At 35.2% G+C, this 23,567-nt stretch carries 21 protein-coding genes and 1 pseudogene; 8 read left to right on the top strand and 14 right to left on the bottom strand.

The window, feature by feature from the left end:
• Nucleotides 1-5 precede the first annotated feature (5 nt).
• Nucleotides 6-410: an NIL domain-containing protein gene (locus tag D5R40_RS14740; RefSeq protein WP_124144865.1), complete on the bottom strand. Its 405-nt coding sequence runs from the start codon at nt 408-410 to the stop codon at nt 6-8.
• A 192-nt stretch (nt 411-602) separates the two neighbouring features.
• On the opposite strand from D5R40_RS14740, the gene D5R40_RS14735 reads away from it, so the two are divergent.
• Complete coding sequence (locus tag D5R40_RS14735) at nt 603-1,184, top strand: thioredoxin family protein (protein ID WP_124144864.1); 582 nt, start codon at nt 603-605, stop codon at nt 1,182-1,184.
• 1,153 nt (nt 1,185-2,337) lie between these two features.
• Nucleotides 2,338-2,766, top strand: coding sequence for a hypothetical protein (locus D5R40_RS14730; protein ID WP_124144863.1), 429 nt, complete (start codon nt 2,338-2,340; stop codon nt 2,764-2,766).
• Here D5R40_RS14730 and D5R40_RS14725 read toward each other — a convergent pair.
• From D5R40_RS14725 to D5R40_RS14705, 5 genes and pseudogenes are all read right to left on the bottom strand, one after another.
• Nucleotides 2,727-2,912, bottom strand: a complete 186-nt coding sequence (locus tag D5R40_RS14725; protein WP_124154826.1) for an alpha/beta hydrolase family protein — start codon at nt 2,910-2,912, stop codon at nt 2,727-2,729. The two genes, D5R40_RS14730 and D5R40_RS14725, sit on opposite strands and share 40 nt — an antisense overlap.
• Nucleotides 2,913-3,525: 613 nt before the next feature.
• Entirely contained in the window at nt 3,526-4,041 is a 516-nt protein-coding gene (locus D5R40_RS14720; protein ID WP_124144861.1) for an RES family NAD+ phosphorylase, read from the bottom strand.
• A gap of 335 nt (nt 4,042-4,376) precedes the next feature.
• Nucleotides 4,377-4,856: an Xre family toxin-antitoxin system antitoxin gene (locus tag D5R40_RS14715; protein ID WP_124144860.1), complete on the bottom strand. Its 480-nt coding sequence runs from the start codon at nt 4,854-4,856 to the stop codon at nt 4,377-4,379.
• Nucleotides 4,857-5,657: 801 nt separating this feature from the next.
• A pseudogene (locus D5R40_RS14710) lies at nt 5,658-5,917 on the bottom strand (DUF427 domain-containing protein).
• 638 nt (nt 5,918-6,555) lie between these two features.
• Complete coding sequence (locus D5R40_RS14705; RefSeq protein ID WP_124144859.1) at nt 6,556-6,891, bottom strand: hypothetical protein; 336 nt, start codon at nt 6,889-6,891, stop codon at nt 6,556-6,558.
• 834 nt (nt 6,892-7,725) lie between these two features.
• On the opposite strand from D5R40_RS14705, the gene D5R40_RS14700 reads away from it, so the two are divergent.
• Nucleotides 7,726-8,472, top strand: coding sequence for a hypothetical protein (locus D5R40_RS14700; protein ID WP_124144858.1), 747 nt, complete (start codon nt 7,726-7,728; stop codon nt 8,470-8,472).
• A 341-nt stretch (nt 8,473-8,813) separates the two neighbouring features.
• Here D5R40_RS14700 and D5R40_RS14695 read toward each other — a convergent pair whose 3' ends face one another.
• A complete protein-coding gene (locus tag D5R40_RS14695) occupies nt 8,814-9,149 on the bottom strand; it encodes an NAD(P)-dependent oxidoreductase (protein ID WP_445974427.1) in 336 nt (111 codons plus the stop codon).
• 50 nt (nt 9,150-9,199) lie between these two features.
• Between D5R40_RS14695 and D5R40_RS14690 the strand changes: the two genes are divergently transcribed.
• Nucleotides 9,200-9,424 carry a hypothetical protein gene (locus D5R40_RS14690; protein ID WP_124154825.1) on the top strand — a complete coding sequence of 75 codons (225 nt, stop codon included), beginning with the start codon at nt 9,200-9,202 and terminating at the stop codon, nt 9,422-9,424.
• A gap of 189 nt (nt 9,425-9,613) precedes the next feature.
• Here D5R40_RS14690 and D5R40_RS14685 read toward each other — a convergent pair whose 3' ends face one another.
• The 5 genes from D5R40_RS14685 to D5R40_RS41055 all read right to left on the bottom strand — a co-directional run bounded on the left by D5R40_RS14685 (nt 9,614) and on the right by D5R40_RS41055 (nt 16,681).
• On the bottom strand, nt 9,614-12,040 hold the full coding sequence (locus D5R40_RS14685) for a phosphoketolase family protein (RefSeq protein WP_124144857.1): 2,427 nt from the start codon (nt 12,038-12,040) through the stop codon (nt 9,614-9,616).
• 479 nt (nt 12,041-12,519) lie between these two features.
• Nucleotides 12,520-13,218, bottom strand: a complete 699-nt coding sequence (locus D5R40_RS14680) for a lysophospholipid acyltransferase family protein (RefSeq protein ID WP_124144856.1) — start codon at nt 13,216-13,218, stop codon at nt 12,520-12,522.
• Nucleotides 13,219-14,074: 856 nt separating this feature from the next.
• Nucleotides 14,075-14,995 carry a CDF family zinc efflux transporter Cdf31 gene (cdf31, locus tag D5R40_RS14675; RefSeq protein WP_124144855.1) on the bottom strand — a complete coding sequence of 307 codons (921 nt, stop codon included), beginning with the start codon at nt 14,993-14,995 and terminating at the stop codon, nt 14,075-14,077.
• A 176-nt stretch (nt 14,996-15,171) separates the two neighbouring features.
• Nucleotides 15,172-15,321 (bottom strand): transposase family protein, encoded by a 150-nt coding sequence (locus D5R40_RS35260; protein ID WP_161564508.1) that lies wholly within the window; start codon nt 15,319-15,321, stop codon nt 15,172-15,174.
• Nucleotides 15,322-16,558: 1,237 nt separating this feature from the next.
• Nucleotides 16,559-16,681 (bottom strand): DUF8629 family protein, encoded by a 123-nt coding sequence (locus D5R40_RS41055; RefSeq protein ID WP_275670366.1) that lies wholly within the window; start codon nt 16,679-16,681, stop codon nt 16,559-16,561.
• Between the two features lie 18 nt (nt 16,682-16,699).
• Between D5R40_RS41055 and D5R40_RS14670 the strand changes: the two genes are divergently transcribed.
• The 4 genes from D5R40_RS14670 (at nt 16,700) to gatC (ending at nt 19,508) form a co-directional block, all read left to right on the top strand.
• Nucleotides 16,700-17,317, top strand: coding sequence for a DNA-3-methyladenine glycosylase (locus D5R40_RS14670; protein ID WP_124144854.1), 618 nt, complete (start codon nt 16,700-16,702; stop codon nt 17,315-17,317).
• A gap of 394 nt (nt 17,318-17,711) precedes the next feature.
• The gene (locus tag D5R40_RS14665; RefSeq protein WP_339379635.1) at nt 17,712-18,314 is read left to right on the top strand and encodes a nuclease-related domain-containing protein; all 603 of its coding nucleotides are present in this window, start codon (nt 17,712-17,714) and stop codon (nt 18,312-18,314) included.
• Between the two features lie 338 nt (nt 18,315-18,652).
• Nucleotides 18,653-19,174 (top strand): photosystem I assembly protein Ycf3, encoded by a 522-nt coding sequence (locus tag D5R40_RS14660; protein ID WP_124144852.1) that lies wholly within the window; start codon nt 18,653-18,655, stop codon nt 19,172-19,174.
• Between the two features lie 43 nt (nt 19,175-19,217).
• Nucleotides 19,218-19,508: an Asp-tRNA(Asn)/Glu-tRNA(Gln) amidotransferase subunit GatC gene (gene gatC / locus D5R40_RS14655; RefSeq protein WP_124154823.1), complete on the top strand. Its 291-nt coding sequence runs from the start codon at nt 19,218-19,220 to the stop codon at nt 19,506-19,508.
• Between the two features lie 117 nt (nt 19,509-19,625).
• Here gatC and D5R40_RS35255 read toward each other — a convergent pair whose 3' ends face one another.
• Entirely contained in the window at nt 19,626-19,778 is a 153-nt protein-coding gene (locus D5R40_RS35255; RefSeq protein ID WP_161564506.1) for a hypothetical protein, read from the bottom strand.
• A gap of 158 nt (nt 19,779-19,936) precedes the next feature.
• Nucleotides 19,937-22,813 carry a hybrid sensor histidine kinase/response regulator gene (locus D5R40_RS14650; protein WP_124154822.1) on the bottom strand — a complete coding sequence of 959 codons (2,877 nt, stop codon included), beginning with the start codon at nt 22,811-22,813 and terminating at the stop codon, nt 19,937-19,939.
• Between the last annotated feature and the right edge of the window lie 754 nt (nt 22,814-23,567).

Below are 23,567 nucleotides of genomic sequence, written 5' to 3'. Positions count from 1 at the left end.
TAAATTTATAAGTTAGTAGAAATTGCTTGCACTGGACAGGTAGGAATACATTGTTCGCATACGATACAACGAGACCTAATAAAATTTAGACGAAAGGTCTCAGGTTGTAAAGTCAAAGCTTCTGTAGGACAAACACCAGTACATAAACCACAGTCTATACAACTATCTTCATCGATTAAAATTTCCCTACTAGCTAAACATACATCTATATTTTTTAGTCTCATCCATTCGACAGCAGCATCTAATTCATCAATATCTCCCGATAATTCCAGCACTAATTTACCAACTTGATTTGGTGCTACTTGAGCACGAATAATATTAGCAGCAACATTAAAATCTTTTGCCAACCTATAGGTAATTGGCATATGAATTGAACGTTGTGGAAATGTTAGAGTTACTCGTTTTTTCATAGTTCTGTCCCCCAATTAGAATAATTAGACTGTTTCTAAAAGTCAAAATCCAGTATTTTTTCCTTCGTGATTTTTGATGTTTTTATTTATTCTTAATTATGGAATTAATTTTTATGCTCTTTGTTTTAAGATGGCAATTGCTAAACTAATAGCTATAGTTTTTAATTGTAATAATTCTTTAATTTTTTGACAATGAGCGTAAACCCATCTGATTCTACAAATACTTCCCCTTTCACAACGCGCCTGAGAAATTTCATTGTGGCGTTGGTAGCGATCGCTTTATCAGTGACCATTTTTATCGGATTACGAACGGAGACTGCTTCGGTCTCTTTGGGTGAAATGGCTGAAGCTGCAACACCTCTGAATGTGGCCTTAAGTAATGGTAAGCCAAGTCTAGTTGAATTTTATGCTAATTGGTGTACTACTTGTCAAGCTATGGCTTCTGAATTGGAGGAAATTAAACAACAGTATGGTGAAAATGCCAACTTTGTGATGCTGAATGTTGATAATAGTAAGTGGTTACCAGAGTTGGCTAAATATCGAGTAGACGGTATTCCTCACTTTGTATTTTTGGATCGAGATGGATCTGAGGTTGGCCAGACTATCGGAGAGATGCCAAAATCTGTGATGGCAGCAAATATAGAGGCTTTAATTGCTGGGGACTTACTACCATACGATGGTACTGTTGGTCAAGGGTCTAAATTTAACACATCAGTGGCACCAATTAAAGCAAGTCAAGCAGATCCAAGAGTTCACGGTAGTCAAGTGCAATAGTGGTCGATTAAGCTTGTGTATATATAGAATTACAGCATTGGTGATGTGTGGCTATGATTGTGCTTTAATGGCAATTGCCTAACTATTAACTGAAAAGCATTTTATATTTGGCTAAATTTAGGTTTCATAGCTTGATTCACCAATGCTGAATTAGTTGCTTTTTTTAGTTACTTAGCAATTAACGGTATAGCGATTCTATTTTAATACTGATGAGGTACAAAGTTCTAGGTTTTAAGGAATAGGTAATAGAAAATAATACCATTTCACAGAAGTCAATTTAGTTATCAGTTATCAGCTAGCCTTTTTACAGAGGAACTGGGTTAGCCTCTTACAGAGAAGTTACACTATCAGTACCTCATCACAACTGTACCTCACTCACCTGAGAAATGCTATAGTTGATTGATTAGGAAATATAAATTGGTCATTTTTGTTTGATAAGTTGCCTTTTTTTTATATAAGTAACAGAGGTATAATGTTAATTTAATCTGATAATTTACTCATCAATACTGTCAAGATTAACTGCAAATAATGCACATTGAATCAGTTACAGAAGATTGCAAGTAAATTAGGTAAACTTATTAATTTCATCGACTCCCAGCATTTTTAAAACTGCTTTATAAATTATGGTTACTGTATCTCATAAACCAGAAATACGCTGTATAGTAGAAGGAAAAAGGCTTTAGTTATCTAGTAGAGAAGGAAGAAGGAAAAATCTTGCGTTATCCGAGTTTTAAGCTTTTGATATGTCCTAACCTTTCCTTCAAATGCTGTATCAGTTATCAGGTTTATGATGAGAGATACTGAATGTTGTCGCTCCACGTCTACAGAACCGTTATCAAAACCCACAACTAATTCTTCAAATAAGCGTGGGGGTCTTAAACTCTATGTTAAAAATATAGATAAATAAATTCTGAATTAGATAGCTATCGAGAATGCAAAAAAGCAGATTATATCACATAAAATACAATTTCAGGAAATAGGTAAACTTGTGGATCTGCTATAGCAATCTTCAATAATTTATTGAAAATAAAAAAATCGATAAAAACTATGAAAAATTTTGTAAATCTTTCTAGTTTTATCATATATTTTTGCACAACTAAAATATGATTTATATACATGATAAAACTCACCTAATCTGTCAAATAAATTATCTATGAATAAATCATCTATCAATTCTAAACAATTACAAATACTTTTAATATTTTATTCTGCGGCAGGAATATTTACTATTAGTGTTCTGGTTGCAATAGTCAGTATATTTCCTCTATATAAGCAACTCAAAAGAAACGAAGAAAGCAATTTACAGTCAGCTTTAAGAACTCGAACTTTGGCAGTAGAAGAATTTATTTCAAAAGTCAAAAGTATTGCAGTACAAATTGCTAGTCGTACCCAAGCAAGACTAGAATTAGAAGCTTATAACCGAAGTTTAAATAATCGTGCTTCTGCTGTTTCTAATATTACACACTATCTGAGCGATGCTCTAAATCGGAGCCAAGATGTAGTTGGCATTACTCGCTTTGATCAAAATAATCAATTGATAGTTCAACGGAGAATAGCAGCACTTTCCATAGAAATTCCATAAAGTATAATTGGCTGATTTGGATTAATTTGTCGTACAAAAGTCATTGCTGAAGCTACATCTTTCGCTTCTTTTGCTCCAATTGTTGTTTTACTTCCGCTCGACCCTCCAACTCCTTGATAATCGACTAATACTGTATCGTAATTCAAAGAATGAAAGATTTTTATAGGGGCGAGAAGTTGCTTATCTTTAACAGCCCCTTGTGCCGGAAAAAGGATTACCGTTCCTTTAGAAGAAGCTGCTGGAATTAACGATAAAAATAATCAGTGCAATAAAGTCTGAGCAAAAATTATTAAGTGCGTCACAAAGAAATGGTATAAGAGATGCTCCTAAATAGGGTTTGCTGAAAAAGTATTTGTGTAGGAGTCAGTCTTCAGGAGTCAGGAGGAATAATTATCTAAGATTTTTCCCTCTAGGTTTGCTGAAAATCCTCACATTTTCAGCTTTTTGGAGCGAAAAGCTTGCACTTTTTTCTCATCAAAAAGATTAAAGGATTTACAGATAAAGGCTTTTAGAGTTAATCAGCAAGGCCTAAATATGTAATACCATTTTCGGATGATTAAGTATAATAAAAATTTTATCCCTGAGATATAGAAAGAATATCCCAAATTTTTGCCACCTCCAGTGTTCCCTTTTGAATTTACACCTACCACCTACAACCTACAACCTAAGAACTTTATTATCGTTGTATTAAGCGGACATTATATAAGTACATTGGTTGTGATATCCCTTTGATTATCAAGAGGTAAAATGCCAAAATTATTACTTATTTAGAACTACCGTATAAGATTCCGTCAATAATTTTTTTTCGATACTTTTGAGATTGCGGTCTAAGGTAAAAGATTGAGGTGGATAAATTGAAATTCTCTCAAAATCAGGATGTAAAGGGTTAATCAAATAATTATATTCTTGAGGAATAATAGCAGAAGGAACCTTTAAAACTGCTGTTGTTTTAGCAGTTAACCATTTATCTCCAATCGATGCTAAAACGGCAGGTGGAGAAGTATCACGCCAGTTATGGGGCAATAAATTTTCATCTACTTGTTTAATCGGAAAATTATCAGGAATTTTTACACCAATAGATACAAATATATTGCCAAAATTTTCTATTTCCATACTGACTAAAGTTTCTAATGTCGCTAGAGATAATGTGGCTGAAGTATAAATCAAGGATGTACCTTTAGAATTCCAACGCCCTCTGCTATAACTAGAAGCTTCAGCTTTAAAAACACTATTAATATGTTTTTTATGAGATATTCGCCATACTATTAAACTCATAATTATTATCTTGTAAACTACTAAAATTGAAGAAAAATTTAGGGTTCGGAATAAATGATTGAAAGACTCAGACTAGCTACTAATTAATTTTTTTCCTGACTCCTTATTCAAGATTCATATAAGCTCGGTTGATGATCAGAAGTATTCAATTCTTTGATTCATTTTGACAGTGCCACAGAATCAATAGAATAAAAATGCTGATAATATCTATCTATTTTTCGGCTTGTAAATCCTGAATTATTTTCTTAAAAAAACACCTGTGGGCAGGTTTTCAACCTGCCTTTATATATTTTTTTATTCACGACTAAAAGAAATGAACGATTAATAATGAATAATTAGCTATATACTCCATACTCTATTTTATTCAAAAGTTCATCTACTTGTTGTGTACCTGCATCCGTATCTAATAGTTCTAAAGGAGTTTTGCCACCCAAGGCACGATTTGATTTTTTCAGCCAATCTCTTGCTATTTCTAAATTTTCAAATATATCTAAGGTTTGTGCAAAAATTCTAGCAACACGATACAGTCTATCTGATTCTGAAAGATCTAGAGGTTTCTGATCTTTCTTGCGCCTAGATATAGTACGTTCAGAAGTTGCTAATAAAGCAGCCATTTGTGACTCAGAAATTCCACAATATTCAGCTACTTTAATCACAGAAATTATGGAAAATCCCTGACGAATTATACTGACTATTTGTAGTTCTTGGGGCAATTCCAAAATATTTTGAGGTATTTGCTCAAATCCTAAAATTTGATAGATTCTGGGGATGGTTTCAGTTTCTGAGTTCTGAGAAACTTGATCTGGAGATAACATCTGGACATCCTTGAAGGTCATGTGTCTAATATTATAATGCCAGATGTCTAAAAAAGTGATTTAAATTTTATATTGATCAGATTTTATAACAAAGAACGGGATAGTTAGGACTTATGTTGATGATGAAGCTTAGATAGGAAAAAGTTTTTCTCACTGTTCCCTCACAGGAGTGGGATACCAGATGCGTCTACCACCGACGGGGGGTTGCACCGCTGTTCCCTGCAATACATATTAATTCAGTAGTTTAACCCGCCGTAAAAGCAAGATAACATTAGGGAAAAAAGTTTCCTGGATATAGCTGAGTGCTAGTTGCTATATCTGAAGCTAAATATCCAGAATATAATTAATTTATAACTATTATGACCATGATTTATACTATAAACCTCTAATTTTTTCTGATAAGCTCGATACTCTAGAGAGAAGATCCAAAAAACAGGAGGATCAGAAAGATGAGAAAAAGTATAAAGATGAGACCGTTAGAAACCATATTCCTTATTAGTGACTTGATCTGATGTCTAGAAAATTATAGACAACAATGTTACATAGTTTTTGTTAAAGTTGAATAAGAAACAAAAAAACCCATAAATAAATTTATGCAGTTTTGAATAGAGTATTTATTTCTCGCCCTTTGTTTCTAGTCTGCTCTACCTTCCAGTAGGGATTCGGGATTATTTTTTTATTCCCGTTGGGTGTAACTGTTATAGCTTTGATTTGACTCGATCTAAACTGTTTTTCTAGAAGGCGAGTGGACAAGAGAAATAATTGTGGCCAGACTTAATGATTTTAGGACACATTTTTACCCTAGCTTTCTATTTGTACGCGAGGATAAAAGGCCACATAGTTTTGAATGTTTTTGGCTTTTTCTTTGGGGTTGGGATAATACCAACTACTTCTATATTGTAGTAGCTCGCTTCACCTTTCCAGAAACAGTTACTATGGGTTTTGCTTTCTTTGAAATATTCACGATTAACTGTGTCTGGTGGGAAATAATAATTACCTTCGACAGTTTCACAGCGATCGCTCTGTGCTAAAATAACACCATTCCAAATAGCTTTAAGCATTATTTTTTCCTAATCCTAGTAATTACGGTATATAATCAGATAAAATATTGAATTAAATCAGGAAAAAGAGGAAATTAAAAATTGATTTTACCGGTCTAAATTTTATAATCCTGGATTTAAGGCGATCACTAATTTCTATATTAATAATTGAGTAATAATACGTTTTTATCTCTGTATTTTCTTATGATCTAGAAAATCAAAATTTTGTACTTTATCCAACGCCAGAAAAGCTATTATTCTGAAAATAACTTTCAGAAAACACAAAAAAAGCAGCTAGTTAAGCTGCATATTTAAGAATAACCTTTGTGTTTCTGTGAGGAAACTTTAATCAATTAATTAATTTAATATAGAAAATAATTTACCTCTCTACTTTGATAATATGTAAAAATAAATTCAATGTATGTGATTTATCCCATCAGTCAATTGTGAATTTTTTCAATGATTAGAGTGATAATGTTTTGAAAAAAATGCGATCGTCAAAACGAAAACTCAGTAATGTAGGTAACAAGTAAATCTTGATACCTACACTCTCACTGTTTTTTCAGCATAATTTTCTTATAGGGGTTTTTATATTGCACTAACTAACCCTAAAAACGGAACAACGACAAAAAAATCAAAATGTATAGATACATGACATACTAATTATTATACTCCATGATAGATATTGCACTTCTTGCATCTTCTATTTGATCGATATGAGCTTTGAGTAAAGATAAATCTGTTGCTACAAATCTCTTGTTGCTTGCCAGATCGTAAGCTTCCCACTCTTGAGAAAAATCTACATCTTGCCAAATAAACCAATCTCGGTAGATTTCACCTTCGTCAATATCACCACACAGAGCTAACCAATCATCTCCATCAAAATTGTCTACTGCTGATGCTACTAAGTCAAGCCATGCAATAGTACTACAAGTATCTGTATTGGTATCAGCAGCAAAGGAGGTAGACTGGGAGAGGCAGGTGTTAGATGTCATTGTTAAATTCCTTGATTAACTCTATGGTTTAACTGTAGGAACTTTTAGCACTAAATAGTGATAGATATATGCCACTATCTGAATCAAACCATCTCAGATATCAGATTAATCTACCTTGTTACTACGAAAATAGTAAAGCAGAATCATCCGACAAGTAGACACTTCATAAATTGGCACTGTTATGGCAGGTAATAGGGAGTAGGGAGTAGGGAGTAGGGAGTAGGGGAGTCAGGGAGTGGGGGAGTGGGGGAGTAGGGGAGTAGTAAATGTTAAGAATAATAGGACTTACCCATGAAGTACGAAAAACTAGGATTTGAGACTGCTTCCCTATGGGTCGCAATGACGAAAATACGTTGTGCTGCGTAAATCCTGAATAATATACAATCATATCATGTCTGCTGGGGGCGTTTGTGTAACCCAAGGGTGAATATCTACAGGAAATTTAAGTTTTTTATTGCCCTTAAGTATTCTTGCCTGTTCCCTGTTCCCTGTTCCCTACCTTTGCTATACAATACCGATGCTACCGGACATGATATCACTAGACATCTGGTGGAAATTAAAAAAAATCAATTCTTATCCATAAATTGTCAATTATTCCCCTCTCAGGAGGGGTTATGGGTGGGTTCCCTATTCCCTATTCCCTATTCCCTATCCCCTATTCCCTGCTATATTTTTTGGTTTACTCAAACGAAAAGCACTGTAAAGGAAACAGGATGTTAAGGCACTTAGGTAAGTCACAAAAAAAAATTTTAACTGCCTAAAATACCTCACAGTCTATATAACTCAGGAGATACCTTAATAATTAAGAACAATTAATAGTTGAGGTGTTCAAAAATGCTTAATCTTAATAAGATGAAAACAAATATAGTAGCGATCGCTGTAGTAGCTCTAACTATTTGTAATACTCCCCTAGCACTTGCAGAAAATTATACCAGAGAATTTGACGAACAAAAATATCTACGTCAAAACCCTGATGTTGCACAGCTAGTACGTCAAGGAAAATATAGATCTGGTTATGAACATTATGTCAGATATGGACAATATGAAAATCGCCCCCCAGCTTTCAAAATATTTGATGAGCAAGAATATTTGCGACATAACCCTGACGTTAGAAATGCGATACGTCGTGGAGAATTTCAATCTGCTTACCAACATTACCTCAAACATGGTCAATATGAAAACCGTAAAGGTGCTTCTAAACCATCACAACCGGAATTTTATGATGATTATAATCAACCTCCTTTTGCCAACAATAATTTGAGTTGCCAAAATATAAATCGTAATTTATCTCAGGAGGCATTTTTCCGCACGGAGAGTCGAGTAATTCATATTTGTAGATATGAAAATACTAACAAATTAGTTTGGTTTGAGCGGAACAATAGAAGCAATTATGGTTGGAAAACTTTTCCAGTAGAAATTGCCTATAATGGTTTTGTTAATGCTCGTATGGGCTATTTTGTTAATAACAATGAATTTATTCATAAACGAAGAAATCGAAGGGTTTACAGAGAACAAGTTCTAACTCAATGGAGACATAATTGTACCAAAACATCTCCTTCTCTATCATCGAATACTTTTTAAAAGTCTAATACTAATTCGATAAATTTTTGCTACAAATGATTAGCATCTTTATTAGGAATCAGGAGTCAGGAGTCAGAATGAATGTCTTCAGAACCAGTTTTTAGGTCAGAAACTCTATTTTTTTCTCAAAGGGACATCTACTGTAAATTATTTTAATCACACTTATTGTTAGTAACATTATTTTTCTAAAATGGCATCACTAATTATGACAACTATTATTTTTTCCTGTACGTTGCTAATCTGATGGATCCCCTACCTGAATTCTAAATTAGGACTCCCGATCATTTATACGACATATTGAAGTACGTAATGTAGGCTAAAATAATATCTCTGTATCCATTTTATGCTTTAGTCCGAACTTTTTCAGGAAGCTTTACCTCATTTTGGAGAGGCTTTCCTTGCTCAAAGTCAGTAATATTAGATAAGGTTGTAGTAGCAATATCATTCAGTGCTTCTTTAGTGAAAAATGCCTGATGAGAAGTAATCAAAACATTCTGGAAAGATTGTAATAACTGGAAAGTATCATCCTGAATAACTGTATCAGATAAATCTTTAAAGAAAATATTTTCTTCTTGCTCATAAACATCAATTCCAAAATAACCAATTATTCCAGATTTTATACCTTCAATTGCTGCTTTTGTATCAATTAATTGACCGCGACTGGTATTAATTAACATCACTCCTGTTTAATTACTTAGGAGTCATATCATGTCCGGTAGCATCGGTCTTGTATAGCAAAGGTAAGGAAGAAGGAAGAAGGAAGAAGGAAGAAGAAAGAGGGAAGAGGAAAGAAGGCTACCCTCGCAAGAAAAAACCATCATTTCCTGTAGATATTCACCCTTGGGTTTACACAAACGATATAAACGGACATGATATCAGGAGTCGTAGGGGGGAATGGCCATTACTCCCTACAGGACTCAGGAGGGAAGAAAGAAGAAGAAACCCCGAGTAGAAGGAGAAAGTTTTTTGGTCGCGCAAACGGAACGGAGTTCTATCGAGCTCTTATCCGGACATGATATCATACCTCAAATCATCAACGCCAAAAACTTATAACCCTGTAGGAACGTTGCATGAAACGTTCCTACATTGTCATCTACTTAGGAGAAAAAGAGGCAGATTGACTTCTGACTTCTGACTTCAGCTAGTAAGGCCATTTCCAATTAACAATATCAGGTCGGTCAGCACCATACTCGTACGCATAGTTTTGACAAGAAATTTGCTCATTGCGGAAATCTTCTTTCGCATGAGCACCTGCAACTTTTAGTCTATCTACTCGGTCAATTACATCCATCGCAATACTGAAGCGGTCAATATTGTTCCGAATAGCTAATTCTAAAGGTGTATTAATATTACCCTTTTCCTTATAACCTCGGACATGGAGATTATTGTGATTAGTGCGACGGTAAGTATAACGGTGAATCAACCAAGGATAACCGTGGAAGTTAAAGATAATTGGTTTATCCAGAGTAAACAAAGTATCAAAGTCGCGATCGTTCAATCCATGAGGATGCTCTGTATCTGGTTGTAACTTAAACAGATCGACTACATTGATAAAGCGAATCTTCAAGTCAGGGAAAGCTTCCCGTAAAAGAACACTAGCAGCCAAAGCTTCCTTAGTCGGAATATCTCCAGCAGTTGCCAACACAACATCAGGCTCCATTCCCTGGTCGTTACTTGCCCAATCCCAAATGCCTATACCCTTGGTACAATGCTTAATTGCAGCATCCATATCCATGTACTGCAAATGCTTCTGTTTGTCAGACACAATCACATTTACATAGTTTTTGCTCCGCAAACAGTGGTCAGCAACCGATAACAAACAGTTAACATCAGGTGGTAGATAAATCCGAGTTACATCTGGAGTCTTGTTAGAAACTACATCTAGGAAACCAGGATCTTGGTGAGTAAAACCGTTGTGGTCTTGTCGCCAAACTGTAGAAGTAATCAACAAATTTAGAGAAGGAATTTTTTCACGCCAACTAAGTTCATTGCACTTTTCAATCCACTTTGTGTGTTGACCCACCATTGAATCAATTACATGAGCAAATGCCTCATAAGTCGAGAAAAAGCCGTGTCTTCCCGTCAATATGTATCCTTCCATCCAACCTTCGAGAGTGTGTTCACTCAACATTTCCATCACACGACCATCTCGTGCAAGCTCCCCACCATCCAAGTCTTCCGGTAGAAACTCTGCCATCCAAGTTTTCTTACTAACTTCATAAATGGCATTCAGCTTATTAGAAGTATTTTCATCAGGTCCGAATACCCGGAAATTATTCATGTTCTTAGCCATGACATCCCGGAGAAATACACCCAAAGGACGAGTATTTTCTGCTTCTATTGTTCCAGGTTTATCTATTTCTATACCGTATTCCTGGAAATTAGGCATATTCAATTGTTTGCAGAGAAGACCACCATTGGCATGAGGGTTAGCGCTCATCCGACGGCCACCATAAGGAGCTATTTCTCTTAATTCCGGTTTAAACTTGCCACTTTCATCAAAAAGTTCTTCTGGTCTGTAGCTACGCAGCCACCCTTCTAAAATTTTTAGATGTTCTGGATTTTTAGCAACATCAGTCATCGGCACTTGGTGCGCCCGCCAGAAACCTTCAATTTTGTGTCCATCAATTTCTGAGGGAGCTGACCATCCTTTAGGTGTCCGGAATATAATCATCGGCCACCGTGGCAGATCGGCATTGCCAGAACTCCTAGCTTCTTGCTGAATAGCTTTGATTTCTTGAACACAATGGTCTAAGGTAGCTGCCATTGCTTGGTGCATACTATCTGGATCGGAGCCTTCGACAAAATATGGTTGATAACCATAACCCAAAAATAGATTTCTTAAATCCTCATGGCTGATTCTAGCTAAAATTGTAGGATTGTTAATCTTATAACCATTTAGATGCAGAATTGGTAAGATAGCACCATCTGTAATGGGATTAATAAATTTATTGGAATGCCAAGATGTAGCTAGAGGTCCTGTTTCTGACTCACCATCTCCCACAACTGGCACAGAAATTAAATTTGGATTATCCAGAATTGCACCTGTGGCATGAGAAAGTACATAACCAAGTTCACCTCCCTCATGGATAGAACCTGGAGTTTCTGGCGTACAATGACTACCAATACCACCGGGGAAAGAGAATTCTTTGAAGAATTTTTCTAGACCTTGTATATTTTGACCCTTGTCAGGATAGACTTCTGAGTAAGTGTCCTCTAAATAAGTTGGAGCTAATACTCCTGGTGCGCCATGTCCTGGACCGGACATATAAATCATATCAAGGTCAAATTTTTTGATAATCCGGTTGAGATGTATCCATATAAATGCTTGACCAGAACTTGACCCCCAGTGTCCCAAAATTCGACTTTTAATGTGTTCAGGGCTTAGAGGTTCCTGTAGGAGAGGATTCTTTTTAAGATAAATCATCCCTACCATTAAATAGCAAGAAGCGCGCCAAAAAGCTTGCATTTTGTAGAGTTCATCAGAACTCAGGGGCGTTCCTTCAACGGTTGAACGCGCCTGGCCAAAAGCACTGATCGAAGCTATTTTTTCTGGTGTTGATACCATTATTTTCAGATCCCTTATACAAAATTCTACATCTTTTGTCTTTTAGTAAGCAGAATAAATGTCCATTGCTAGGATTAAGTTGAGTTGAGCAATTTCAAACATTCATTCTTGTTTCTGCTAATAGTGGAGATGAGATGGCTATATTACTATGCCGATCTAGTTACAAATAACTATAATTAATTTCTACAATAAAACTGTCATAAAAGATAGTTAAGATTTAGTTAAGTTTAGTATTTATAATTATTATCTTTATTCGAGGGAAAAAATAATAGATATATACCAATATACATATATACCAATTATGTTATAGGTTATAGAATGCCCTATTCAATCAAGGTTTTTCATTATAATTTTTTTATTATATTTAATGAATTCAGCTTATTTGATAAATTTTAACTACTATTATTTTGATTTTCTCATACTTAGTTTAAGCCTATAATTTATCTTGATTTTTAGCTACTTTGATAGCTTGAACTAACCTAATGTTTTTTGTGCAATTGTGTCATAGAAAGTTCTATATTATCAGTAAGTATCTTAGCAGCTTGCTTTGTAGAATAACCAAGATAATCTTTGACTTCTAAAGGAGAACCTATATTAACCTTAACGCCACACCGCCAGGGTGGAGGAGCTGGATGATCGTATAAAATACTAACAGGAATAATTTTTAGATTAAGTTCCTTTTTGCTAGATATTGCCTGTAGTGCTATACGAGAAACACCCGATTGAATAGGATAAATTTTGTTATTTTCGGGATATATTCTTCCTTCAGGAAATAGTACCAACATTTCCTGATTTTTTAGGAGTTGAACACTATGGCGAATACTAGAAATTCCAGGATGATCGCGATCAACAGGAAACCCACCCAAGCGACGAATAAACCAACCTTGAAAACCTCGTGTTTGTTCTTCGGAGACCATATATCGAAGTTTACGGTTAGTCACAAACAAACCTGCTGCATAAGCTATAATTAGAGGATCCCAGCGAGAACGGTGAGTAGGTGCAAGAATAATTGCATCTGTTTTTGGTATATTTTTTTGACCCCTGATTTCTATTTTGAAATAAAATGGCACTAATATACAGCATGACAAAAAGTAAGTTAGTGGAGTTAACCAAGCTGAGAACTCAGAGGTAACTTCCGCAGATGCTTGATCATTCTTAGGTTTATTGTTTTTAGTCATTGGTGGTGTATAAGGTAAGAAGAAGTTTACCGAAAAATTGGGTTTAAAGCTTCGCCCATAAGCGGGCGACTTTTTATTTGCAAGTGAATTGAATATATGCTACACTATTATTAGTTGCCGGGGGGCACTCGGAAACTCTAAACGGACGTGGAGGCAAGCATAAGACTACTGTCAAAGTAGCAGAAGCCTAAGAAGCGTCAACCCGCCGAAGAGCTACGGCTCAGTAGGAATCTCCGTGCCTTTAGGCCGGAGAGGATGTCAAAGTGCAAGGGTTTAGCCACATCTAAGCCCTATGAGCATAATTTCCAGCAAGTCTAGTCTAGAAAGAGGTTTCAGCTTAGTTTACAAATCAGCTCTAAGACTATTGTTATATCATGTCCGGATAATTAGTGATAGAACTCCGTCCCGCGCTCCGCGTTAACGTTTGCGGTAGCATGACCCTAGGAAAGTTGTGCGCCTGCAAACAAAAAACTTTCTCCTTTTCCTCCTATTTATTCTTTCTTTCTTCCCTCCTGATATCAAATCCGGTTAAGCAGTTATAGAATGGTTAAGTCAGGAGGAGTCAACCTACCCCTCGCCCCTCCCCCTCCCAGGAGGGGGAGTCAGGAGGAGAGAGAATGACAAAGATGAGCATAGTTATGACGATTGGAGAATTTTTTTATGTCCAATAAAATGGATTTGATATTACTCCTGACTCCTTTATCGTTATTTATAATATTCAACCGGACATGATATTACTTGTGTTGCTTTTAATTCAAATTGTCAAACGCCAAAAGACGTAGTGCTATAATTAAAAATCCGAATCCTACTCAGAAATCTCAGATCTGAAAATTTAAAATTAAAATTATAGACTTGCTTAACTATCAGATTGATAAGAAATATGTTCTGATTGATAAGCAGGGGGTTCAACATGAATCATGATTCTGGCAGGATGAAACCTTTCTTGTAGAAGCGCTTCTACCTTTTCAGTAATTTGATGAGCAGTTTCTATATCATTAGAATTAACAATGAGGTGCATTTCAATAAATACCTGACGACCGATAATTCCACGAGAAGCAATGTCGTGACAATTAACTACTCCTGGAACTTCCATCGCGATCGCATGAATAGCTTCTGGTGCTACTGCCATATAGTCTACCAACCAAGGCAAATTTTCTTTCAAAACTTCCCAAGCACTCCGAAACACTAAAAGAGCAACGGGAAAAGCTAAAAGCACATCTAACCAACGGAAAATAGTTAGATTCCAAATATTTCCTTGCCAAATACCAATTAATCCAGCTATAACAATTACTGTCACCCAGATATCACTCATTGTATGGTGAGAGTCGGCAATTAAAATACTACTACCGATTTTATGTCCTACCCGACGTTCATAAAATGCCACAAAAATATTAATCCCAAGCACAATTAATAATATCCATAGTGCGGGTGGAGAAATATTCACCTCTTGACTACCGCCCACTATTTGTTGTATTGCTCCACTCAGAATTTCAAAACAAGCAATACCAAGGAAAGCAGCAATACCTAGAGCGCCAATAGCGTCAAATTTTTGATGTCCGTATGGATATTGGCGGTCTGGTTTAGGGGAGGCAAGATGATTTGTGACTAACCCTAAAATGTTATTAGCACTGTCAGTGACACTGTGCAAAGCATCAGCAAATAGACTCAGAGAACCTGTCCAAAATGCTATTCCAGCTTTGATTAACATCACTAATAAATTTAGTAGTAAAGTGATGATTAAAACTTTGCGGACTTGTTTGCGATTATCGGTAGACATGGTTCAACAATTAATAATTAATAATTAATAGACTTGTCGCGAAATAAAACCTTAAAGTTAAATGGAAAATTTCTACCTTTCAATCATTAAATTATGCTGCCATTAAGTAGAAATTCCAGAGTCCAGCTGCAGTGAACATGAAGTGAGCGTCGCGCATCTTTGATGTGATTTCGATATCATCCTCTAGCTGCATTATATCTGTTTACCCCAGATATTGTCTGTTCACTTTTGACGCGGTCGCTACTTTTTTCTTGATTGAGATGTTTTTGTTGGTCAGTTAATTCCTGAGATCGAGGTTTTTTCGTGGGTCGGCTTGATGTTGACAAATTCCTTCTAACTCTATAGAACCCCTGAGCGTATCTTTGGAGGCGGTATGTGCTTTTGACTTCCGTCCTCAGCCTGAGGAAGTTGTGGAAATTCAGGAACGAGAATGGGGAAAAAGCGGATGAGACCCCGCGTCGCCCAATAGCAAACCTGGTAGCTTCCCTTGCAGGTAGAAAAATACTCTCATCTCCCCATCTCCCCATCTCCCCATCTCCTTCTCTATTTTTAAATAGATCCGTTTAGGGGTTCTATACTTTACCTTATAAAGCGACAAGTCTATTATAGGATTGGATAAGTTCTTTTTAGGCATGATTTTCAGCCTTTTTTTGTAGCATTCTTTTTTCATGCTTGGTTTAATTGAAATTAAAAAAAGTAGACAAAAATGATGAAAATAGTGAGATCAAGTTAAGCTTATATTGAGCATCAAGCTCAAGATTATTCCTTTAAATTGAAAGATTAAATATAAGTAGTAAAACTGATTTTATAGAGCATAATTATGGAGCATTAAATCTTCATAAGTGGAGAATTTATTTTAATTTTCGATCGAGTAGATAATAAAAAATGGAAAGTAGAGTTGGTGAAAAGTTAACAAACTAGAAATCTAAAAGCAATAACTTGATTGACATAGGATGGAGCAAGTTATTATAGAGGAGAAAAAATCAATAAAATCAGGCAATTTATCAAGAAAAATGAAAAGTTTATTGTTGTAAATTTTCTCCCTACGCACCTCAATAAAATCTACTTGAAGTGATTTGGTTACAACTCAAAACTTTGCTAAGAAAATTATATTATATTGGTAAGAGTTTCAAAATTGTTAAAGGTTTATTTGAATTATTTATTAACTTAAAACTATTCAATCTTCCTGATTTAAAAAAATATGATGCTTCTTCATAAATCATTTAGATTTTCTACATAATCCATGGATATATTCGAGCAGATTATTTAATTCCTAGTTCATTTATTTTGATTAATTTACCGAATAATTAAGATTTCAAGCCTCTTTTTTGAAGAATAAATAAAAAAAAATCATTTTCGCCGATCCTATCAGTTTTCAGGAGAGGTAATGATTAATGATTAATTGTTAATTGTTAAAAAGCTTACTTAATCATAGTTAATTTAATTTTAATTCATACAAATTCCTGGACAGACTACTATTCTGCCCAAGAAATAAATTATCAAAAATCAAAAAAGTAAAATATTTGAGCGATAAGTCGCATTATCGCTACCGCGATCGCCTACTTAGTGGGCACAACCATTTCCATGATAATCATCAGTATCATAAAATCCATTCTTAGTGCCAAAGAATAGACAACCAATACTAAACAACACAGTTAATCCAATTAAAATTAATTTGACATCCATAATTACAAGCTCCTTAATATGAATTTAATTCAAACAAATGAAATTATAAACAATACTTGGCTAGAACGCCCATCTCCCGAAGTTGCCCCAGATTTAGTAGGTTGTACTTTAGTGCGACGGATGTCCAATGACCAAATTATCCGTAGCACCATCGTAGAAACCGAAGCTTATGCACCAGGAGACCCTGCTTGTCACGCTTATCGCAGTCGTACCCCACGAAATGCTGTGATGTTTGGCCCCCCAGGGATGAGCTACGTTTATCTCATTTACGGAATGTACCACTGTTTAAATATTGTGACAGATGCAGATGGGGTTCCTAGTGTTGTCTTAATTCGAGCTTTACAATTGGAGTCTGTGCCAGATTGGTTGTGGGAATACATACCAAAACAAAAATCAAAACCTAAAATTTCTCGTCTTGCTGCTGGCCCAGGTAAGCTTTGTCGTTTACTTGATATTGACCTTAGTTTGAATGGTTCACCTTTGGGAGTGGGGAGACCTATGTGGTTGGAACATCCCACGAGGCAACTTCAGGAAGATTTGCAAATAGTACAAAAAACTCGTATTGGCATTAGGAAAGGGACTGAGTTACCGTGGCGGTGGTATTTGGCTAACTGTGATGCTGTGTCTAAAACTTAATTAGGAGTCAGGAGACAGGAGACAGGAGACAGGAGACAGGAGACAGGAGACAACCCACCCCTAACCCCTCCCCTCCTGGGAGGGGAAGACAGGAGGGAGGAGGTAGAAGCTAAGTTTTGTCAATTTGGGATTTTTCTGCCCAACTATGAGCCTAAAATACTAACTTTTTGAGCGTTTTAGACTAAAAACCAGGCACTTTTTTCGACCTCAAAAAGGCACTTTTTTTTATATGTCAATGGTTTTAGATTTAATCAGCAAGCCATAAATAAAAATCATGAGAATTTTAAAACAATCTCCATCACTACAACAAGCTTTTCAAGCAAAAATTCAGGAAAAAATTTATGACAATAGACAAGAAGTGAAACAAGATTTAGGGGGTGGTTTATTTGGATAAATTGGCGCTGTTTTTTTTCATTTTAAACAATTTATAAACCAAACAAAAGGCAACTTAGGCGAGACTTTTTTATCATTATTACTCATGTCACTACCTGATAATTGGGTAATGTTTAAAAATGCTTTAATTCCTACAAAATCTAGAAACCTTACAGAAATAGACCTTTTAATTATTGGCAATGCAGGTGCTTTTTTAGTAGAAGTAAAAACTGGGAAAGGTTCATTTTCTGCTAATCAAGATAAATGGAAAAGAAGGGAAGGAGCAAAGTGGTTTCCATTAGAAAATAGCCCTACTTCTCAAAGTATATATCACAAAAAAATGTTTGAAAATTCGATTATGCCTCAAGTTTCTGGTTTCCCGGAAAATTTTATATTTGCTCCTGTTGTTTTTCCTGTAGAAAAATGGATTGGCACAACTAATTCTTCTGTTCCTGTATTGCAAGGTTTTCAAGAACTAACACAGATGTTACAGCAATATCCTAAATGTTTAACAAATGAGCAAGTTTTAATCATTAGTAAATTAGTTGAGAATTGTGATATTTTAGATATCCCTAAACCTTCTGCAAAACCAAAGCCTATTTTACTAAAACCTTCCGATCAATAATTCTTAATCCGGAAAACTGCTGCTAACTTTATGTACTAGACTGACAAATCTAAAATGGTGCGTTACAACGGATTGTTAAATACCTTTCACAGCTGATATTTTAGCCGTAATGGCGCACCCTACAATAATGAACTTAATAAGAAAAATAGCTCCAAATTGTTCTACTTTAGAATAAAAATAACAGTTCACTTTTCTTGCCTAAAAATAATTAAAATATCAATAAAAAATTAGCCATATAATATTTTGGGCCGATAACTTTTGTGAACAAAGTATGTGCAACTTACCCAGAATTGTTCTACTCTATATTATGTACTCAATAATTAATATAGAGTTGTAATATGCCCAGAACTCAACGTAATGATAATTTCATTGACAAATCATTTACGGTCATGGCAGATTTGATTTTGAAGCTGCTACCAACAAATAATCAAGCTAAAGAGGCTTTTGCTTATTATCGTGATGGAATGTCGGCACAGGGTGATGGTGAATATGCTGAGGCATTAGACAATTATGATGAAGCTTTGAAATTAGAAAATGACCCTAATGACCGGAGTTATATTCTTTATAATATAGGTTTAATTCATGCTAGTAATGGCGAACACGATCAAGCAATAGAATACTATCACCAAGCTTTAGAAAATAATCCGAGAATGCCTCAAGCTTTAAATAATATTGCTGTAATTTTTCACTACAGAGGAGAACAGGCGAAAGAAAAAGGTTCGTCAGAAGAAGCAGATGGTTGGTTTGATAAAGCGGCTGAATATTGGCAACAAGCAATAAGTTTAGCTCCTAATAATTATATTGAAGCTCAAAACTGGTTGAAAGTTACTGGGCGATCGACTAAAGATGTATTTTTCTAAATGTAGTTAATTTTAGAGTTTTGAAAAGAGGAAAAAATTACTAATGATTGACAGCGAACAAGTCCGTAAAGTTGCACATTTAGCTAGATTAAAACTTAACCCAGAAGAAGAAGAAAAATTTACGACTCAGTTAAGTAGTATTTTGGATTATTTCGAGCAGTTGAGTGAATTAGATACAGAGAAAGTACCTCCTACTACTAGGGCAATTGATGTTAGTAATATCACTCGTCATGATGATTTAGAAAAGTTTCCAAATAGAGAAGAAATTCTCTCTTGCGCTCCAGAGCAAGATGGAGACTTTTTTAAAGTTCCTAAAATTATGAGTGAAGAATAATATAGTAGGGAAGTAAGCATTCAGCAGTCAGCTATCAGCTATCAGCTTTATATCTAGATGGTGCGTTACATTTCATTAACGCACCCTACTGGACTCTGTTATACTGTTTCACTGAGTTCAAAAGTCAGAAAAATTATCTACTCTAGAATATTCAGTAAATTTCTCCTTTTCTTTTAGCTGATTCTCTGTTTTATCGGCATCAAGTTCTCCTATTATAGAGTTGTAATCATCTTCTAGGCTATCTGAAGAAAAGCCAGAAAAATTTTCCAATGGAAAGAAGATTAGCTGGAACGGTTATTATTGATGGGACTGATGATGAATATTAGCCCCAAAGTGATGAAAAAGTTCACATAATGTTACAAGTTGACGTGCGGAATGTGAGATTTAATGCTGCTTTCCCTCCATACCTATCCCCTATTCCCTTTTAATTAAACCTGTAAGCAGCTTTGTAAACTATTAATTAATTCTTGGTCTAAATAAGGCTTACTTAAATAGTCATTTGCACCTAATTGTTTAGCTAATGTACGATAGGGCTGACTACTACGAGATGTTAACATTAATACTGGCATTTGTGCTATAGGATATTGTTTACGACAACGACTGAGGAATTCAAAACCATTCATTTGTGGCATTTCTACATCACAAATAACAGCTTGAATTTGAGTATTTTGCTGTAGTTTTACTAACCCTTGCCATCCATCTTTAGCTTGAACAATATCATATCCTGCTTTTTGTAAAGTACTGGAAATAGCTTGGCGAGTAGTTAAAGAATCATCAATTACTAGAATAGTTGGTAGTTTAGAAAGAATAGACTGTTTAAATTTAGAAGTATTTTTTAGTAAATTTTTAGCATCTAATTGTTCTGTGTGTAATATTTTTTCTAATAATTGAATACCATCAATAACTGGTACTAAGCTCCCATCTCCTAAAATTGTACAACCATATAAATATGATGGTGCTTTTAAAATTTTGCTAAAAGGTTTAATGGTCAAATTTTGCTCCATTAATATTTGTTCAATTTTGATGGCAATTGTATCTGAATCTTCAGATATCAATAACAACATCACTTTCCCTTGAGAGTTTTTTGTATAAGAATTTTTCCAAGAAAATTCCACTGATTCTTGTTGAATACTTCCTGAAACTATGGGATAATTATAATCCAACAAGATTGATGGTGCTATAGATACCTTTTTGCCTTTCCAATAATATACTTTTTCCCTGCGCTCGACTTTAATTTCGCTAGGGTCAACATATATAATGGCTGCTAAAATATCTAAAGGAATTGCAAAGAAATTTCCCTCCATGCGAAAAACCAATAATTTTGTAATTGTTAAAGTCCATGGCAGTCTCAGAATAAATTTTGTCCCTTGACCAAGTTGGGATTGAATAGTAATATTTCCTTTCAATGATTCTATTTGACTGTAAACTGATTCTAATCCCATCCCTCTTCCTGATAAATCGCTCACTTTTTTTGTAGTTGAAAAATCAGGATAAAATAATAATTTGTATAATTGTTTAGTGGATAATTTAGCAGCTTCAGTGACAGAAAAAATTTTTTTTTGTATAGCTAGATTCCGAATTTTATTAACATCTATACCCCGACCATCATCTCGAATTTCTATGTAAGTATAATTCCCTTGATAATAAGACTTAATAGTGATTTGTCCTTCTTTTGATTTACCATTACTTTGTCTGATTTCTGGGGGTTCGATACCATGATCGAAAGCATTTCTGACTATATGAACGATAGGATCGTACAATTTCTCTAAAACTACTTTATCAATTAGAGTATTCATCCCCACTAATTCGAGTTTGACCTGTTTTTGCTTTTGCACTGACAAATCTCTAATCATTCTAGGAAATCGATTCAATAATGATTCCACAGGTAACATTCGAGTTTTTGTGAGATTATTTTGTATTTGCTGTAAGGTTTGTTGTCTTTTTTTGACAACTTGTTGACTTTGCTGATGTAGTAGTTTAATGTCATTCACAGCTTCGCCTACTTGAGCAATTTCTTCTAATAGATTTGGCAGTATATTTACCAGATATGCTAGTTGATTATTCTGAGAATTGGGGGATTTATTTAGTTGCTCTGAAAAAGTCTTCATATCTTGAAGTTTCATCATTAACTGATGAAATTTTTGCCACCCTTTTTCTAAAGTTCCTATTGAAGCTTGAGATTGTTGATTTTGGAGAATAAAACTATTATCTTGAGTGGCTAATTCTCCCAGCAAATTATTCAGCATTTCCAGACGGTTGATATCTATCCTGACACCCAAAGAAGATGAGGATGTGGAAGTAATTTGCTTTTGCTGAATTTGTTTCTTTTGATTAGCAACTCCCGGTGCAGAAACTTGTTTTTGAGAAATATTTACTGATGAGGTCGCACTATTAGATGTTTTGACATTTTCTGTTTCCACTGCAACTTCAGATTTTTGAGGGACAACAGCTTTTACTGCTTGAGTTGGTTGATTAACTTGTTTTCTCTTAGCAGTTGTTTCTACCTTTCGAGATTTTAGTGGTTTTGTTAGTTTGACCAATGTGGGATTTAGATTCCCTCCTTGAGTGCGATCGCCTGCCAATACTGCTTTTTGCCCTGCCCAAAAATCTGCTAGAGCTAGTGTACCAATTTTTTTTATGTATTTTGGATTTACTTCCAAAGCTTTGATCGTAGTTTGAGCAATAGAAGTAAACCCAGGCAAATTTAGCATTGTCCCTAAAGTTGCAAATACTTCAGCTTGTCTCTTCAGTTCATCTTTAATGGATAAACCACTGTCAGTGCTATTCTTTCCAGCCAATAAATTTTCCCAACGATGCAAACCAGAGGGTATTTCTTCTGTAAACAGAAATTTAGTCATATCACCTTCTTCCATCGATACTTCGGGAAATTCTGCTGCTTCTTCTAAAGAATGTCCAAGTTTCTTTTCTATCTGCTCAAAAACTTGTTTGGCCTTAATAATAGAATTCTCTTGGTCATAGTTACCTGTTTCAATTTGTTTAACAGTAGGCGATCGCAAACAGTCAAAAGCTTGTAGCAGTAGATTTTCTAACTCTAGGTCAAAAACAGTATTTTCTTGATAAAGCGCTCTAATACTATTTTCTAAGTCGTGAGCAATTGTTTGAATTCCCATTAAACCAATACAAGCAGCACCACCTTTAATTGAGTGAGCTGCCCGCATTAGTTGATGTAGTTTTTGGAGCTCATGCTCTTGAGAGATATGTATTAATCCTTGTTCAAGAGTCTGTAGTAATTCTGTAGCTTCTTCTACAAAAAATTTGTAGGCTTGATCGTCAATTTCTATCATTTTTTATAAAATCTAAATCCATAGGGAACAGGCAACAGGGAAGAAAATTGAAAGTATCACAGTGGGCAAACATTAAGTTTTTGATATTAATCTTAAATACAGCAGTTTCCTACCCTCTGGAAGTACATATATAGCAGAATAAAGAACCGAAAGACCGAAAAATCTGGCGTTGTCTGATTTTTAAGCTTTTGATATGTCCGCGCCCTTTGCTTCGACTGCTATATTGATGGTTTTAGGGAGTAGGGAACTTCTATATCTATAAAACCCACATTCCGCACGTCAATTTGTAATATACAAAGTAGCACAAAATTTCCTAGCCCCTAAGTATTTATACTCTATAAATTAAGTTAATTAGCCTTCGCGATGGTGCTCCGGACGATGCGGAGCACCATCGCGCCGTTTACCAGGAAACTGCTAAGTATTTGTACTTCATTTATTTCTCTGATTACCGACCATTATTTTCTCCTGAGTTCTGAGTTCTGAGTTCTGACTCCTGATTTTTTATACTATAGCAATGTGCGCTGGCATATTTACAAATTACAGGAGGTGTCCAATAGCTAAAAGTTTTATCTGATTCCTACCGAATGCTTGCGCAAACAGCTTTTTATCATTTTCTTTGTGGGTTTAATACCCCACCGTCAACGGGGGTGTTCAAAATTACTTGGGGGAGCGTAGACGCGGAGCGGCCCTTCGTTGACTATCCCCATGTAATTTTCCTCCTGTCTCCTGTCTCCTGTCTCCTGTCTCCTTCTTC

It is taken from the genome of Okeania hirsuta, assembly GCF_003838195.1.
Taxonomy (GTDB): domain Bacteria; phylum Cyanobacteriota; class Cyanobacteriia; order Cyanobacteriales; family Microcoleaceae; genus Okeania; species Okeania hirsuta.
The sequence above is the reverse complement of the archived record's forward strand: the minus strand, read 5'-3'. Positions and strand labels throughout refer to the sequence as shown.

Coding starts and splice junctions, on each gene's coding strand:
- D5R40_RS14715 (WP_124144860.1), bottom strand. CDS start 4,856: ATGTTATCTCCAGATCAAGTTTCTCAGAACTCAGAAACTGAAACCATC.
- D5R40_RS14720 (WP_124144861.1), bottom strand. CDS start 4,041: ATGAGTTTAATAGTATGGCGAATATCTCATAAAAAACATATTAATAGT.
- D5R40_RS14730 (WP_124144863.1), top strand. CDS start 2,338: ATGAATAAATCATCTATCAATTCTAAACAATTACAAATACTTTTAATA.
- D5R40_RS41055 (WP_275670366.1), bottom strand. CDS start 16,681: ATGGATGTCAAATTAATTTTAATTGGATTAACTGTGTTGTTTAGTATT.
- D5R40_RS14685 (WP_124144857.1), bottom strand. CDS start 12,040: ATGGTATCAACACCAGAAAAAATAGCTTCGATCAGTGCTTTTGGCCAG.
- D5R40_RS14650 (WP_124154822.1), bottom strand. CDS start 22,813: ATGATAGAAATTGACGATCAAGCCTACAAATTTTTTGTAGAAGAAGCT.
- gatC (WP_124154823.1), top strand. CDS start 19,218: ATGATTGACAGCGAACAAGTCCGTAAAGTTGCACATTTAGCTAGATTA.
- D5R40_RS14735 (WP_124144864.1), top strand. CDS start 603: ATGAGCGTAAACCCATCTGATTCTACAAATACTTCCCCTTTCACAACG.
- cdf31 (WP_124144855.1), bottom strand. CDS start 14,995: ATGTCTACCGATAATCGCAAACAAGTCCGCAAAGTTTTAATCATCACT.
- D5R40_RS14740 (WP_124144865.1), bottom strand. CDS start 410: ATGAAAAAACGAGTAACTCTAACATTTCCACAACGTTCAATTCATATG.
- D5R40_RS14680 (WP_124144856.1), bottom strand. CDS start 13,218: ATGACTAAAAACAATAAACCTAAGAATGATCAAGCATCTGCGGAAGTT.
- D5R40_RS14670 (WP_124144854.1), top strand. CDS start 16,700: ATGAATTTAATTCAAACAAATGAAATTATAAACAATACTTGGCTAGAA.
- D5R40_RS14660 (WP_124144852.1), top strand. CDS start 18,653: ATGCCCAGAACTCAACGTAATGATAATTTCATTGACAAATCATTTACG.
- D5R40_RS14700 (WP_124144858.1), top strand. CDS start 7,726: ATGCTTAATCTTAATAAGATGAAAACAAATATAGTAGCGATCGCTGTA.
- D5R40_RS14705 (WP_124144859.1), bottom strand. CDS start 6,891: ATGACATCTAACACCTGCCTCTCCCAGTCTACCTCCTTTGCTGCTGAT.
- D5R40_RS14695 (WP_445974427.1), bottom strand. CDS start 9,149: ATGTTAATTAATACCAGTCGCGGTCAATTAATTGATACAAAAGCAGCA.